1 protein-coding gene and 3 tRNA genes are annotated in these 2097 nt (G+C 69.3%); all 4 read left to right on the plus strand.

Annotation, left to right across the window (positions count from 1 at the left end):
- Positions 1–299: 299 nt before the first annotated feature.
- Positions 300–1103 (plus strand): fumarylacetoacetate hydrolase family protein, encoded by an 804-nt coding sequence (locus tag EYA84_RS31045; protein WP_131057754.1) that lies wholly within the window; start codon positions 300–302, stop codon positions 1101–1103.
- 96 nt (positions 1104–1199) lie between these two features.
- A tRNA-Gln gene (locus EYA84_RS31050) sits at positions 1200–1271 on the plus strand.
- Positions 1272–1408: 137 nt separating this feature from the next.
- Positions 1409–1481 (plus strand) — tRNA-Glu (locus tag EYA84_RS31055).
- A gap of 357 nt (positions 1482–1838) precedes the next feature.
- Positions 1839–1914 (plus strand) — tRNA-Glu (locus EYA84_RS31060).
- The last annotated feature ends 183 nt before the right edge of the window (positions 1915–2097 follow it).

The raw sequence follows: 2097 nt of genomic DNA on the forward strand, positions 1-2097 counted from the left end.
GCCGCGTGCGGCCGACCGGGCGCCGGGGCGTCCGGAGCGGTTGCCGCCGGTAGGACCGGCAGCGCCGTCAGCAGACCGACGCAGTGCACGATCGCCGCGAGCTTCCTGTGGTGTCGTGTCGATGCAGGCATACGAACGAACCTCCGCAGCCGACGCTAGGGGCGCGCGCACGTCGTGCGGGTACGAAGCGGCGAATCCGACCCCGACGCTGATCATCGCGGGTAGGCTGCGCCGCCCCCGAGGCGACCGGACCGGATCGGCGGTGCTGGTCCGGTCTGCGACCGGACTAGATTGACCTGGTGCGTATCGCTCGTTTCGCTCATGCCAAGGGAATGTCGTTCGGGGTCGTCGAGGGGGAGCCGGAGGCGGGCCCGCAGGGGCTGACCGTCGCCGAGATCACCGGACACCCGTTCGGCCAGATCACGTTCAGCGGCGTCCGGTGGGCGCTGTCCGACGTCCGCCTGCTCTCCCCGATCCTGCCCAGCAAGGTGGTCTGTGTCGGCCGCAACTACGCCGAGCACGCCGCCGAGCACGGCAACGAGGTACCGAAGGAGCCGCTGCTCTTCCTCAAGCCCTCCACCTCCGTCATCGGCCCCCGGGACGCGATCCGCCTGCCCGAGTTCAGCAAGCAGGTCGAGCACGAGGCGGAACTGGCCGTGGTGATCGGGGCACCGGGCGCCCGTCGCGCCGACCGGGCCGCCGCCGAACGGGCGATCTTCGGCTACACCTGCGCCAACGACGTCACCGCCCGGGACCTCCAGCGGTCCGACAGCCAGTGGACCCGGGCCAAGGGGTTCGACTCCTTCTGCCCGATCGGTCCGTGGATCACCACCGGGCTCGACGTCACCGACCTGGAGATCCGCTGCGAGGTGGGACGCGACCCGGAGGAGATGGAGGTCCGGCAGCTCGGCCGTACCCGGGACATGGTCTTCGACGTGCCGGCCCTGGTGTCGTACGTCTCGCACGTGATGACGCTGCTGCCGGGCGACATCGTCCTGACCGGCACCCCGGCGGGGGTTAGCCCGATCACGGAGGGGGATACGGTGGCCGTCCGGATCCAGGGGATCGGTGAGTTGACCAACCCTGTCGTGTCCGCGACCTGACCGCCGTTTACGCAGCTCAAGGGTGGTTTGGGGAAGTTGATTTGGCCCGTCGGTGCCGGGAGGGTAGAGTTTGCTCCCGGCACCGCAAGGGGCCAATGGGGTATGGGGTAATTGGCAGCCCAACTGATTCTGGTTCAGTTAGTCTAGGTTCGAGTCCTGGTACCCCAGCGCAACCGCGATTCGCACGAATCGAGGTCGCTGGATTCTGGTGGAGTTCAGCACCGATGTTCCCGCAGGGGACCCGGTCACGAATTCTGGTAGAGTTTGGCGGCACCACCGCGAGGTGGTGTCGCACAGTGTGTTCTGGCCCCGTCGTCTAGCGGCCCAGGACGCCGCCCTCTCAAGGCGGTAGCGCCGGTTCGAATCCGGTCGGGGCTACAACAGATTCAGGTAACGGCTCGTCCCGCTCCGCGGGTCGGGCCGTTTCGCTGTGTGCTGCCGTCCTGCGCCGCGTACCGGCCATCCCGCATGCCGGCCTTCTGCATGCCGGCCATCCTGTGTGCTGGCCCGCTGCCGTGCCGCCATCCTGCGTGCTGGCTCCCCGCGTGCCAGCCTTGGGGGCGGGGGCGACTGACTGCTGGCCCCCCGCCCGGCCCGGTGTCGGCTCACCCGATCGGGTGACATCGCCCCCGGCCTGGCCCGACGGCGGCGTCCCACCCCAGATTCCGTCGTCGAGAGGGACGCCGCTAGACTACTGCCGCACCGCCCGCGAGGGTGGTGAACCAGGAAAGTCTTGGCCCCGTCGTCTAGCGGCCCAGGACGCCGCCCTCTCAAGGCGGTAGCGCCGGTTCGAATCCGGTCGGGGCTACCACACCGAAGCCCGTCTCGCCCCGTGCGAGGCGGGCTTCTCCCGTGCCACCCCACCATCCGCACGTCCACCCCGCCCACGCCACCCTCAGGTCGACCCTTCGGCGAGTTGACCAAGAAGTTCGCGTCAGGATCCGCCTCTCCCGAAGGTGCAAACTTCTTGATCAACCGGGGCGGGGGCGGGGGG

Source organism: Verrucosispora sp. SN26_14.1 (assembly GCF_004307965.1).
GTDB lineage: Bacteria > Actinomycetota > Actinomycetes > Mycobacteriales > Micromonosporaceae > Micromonospora.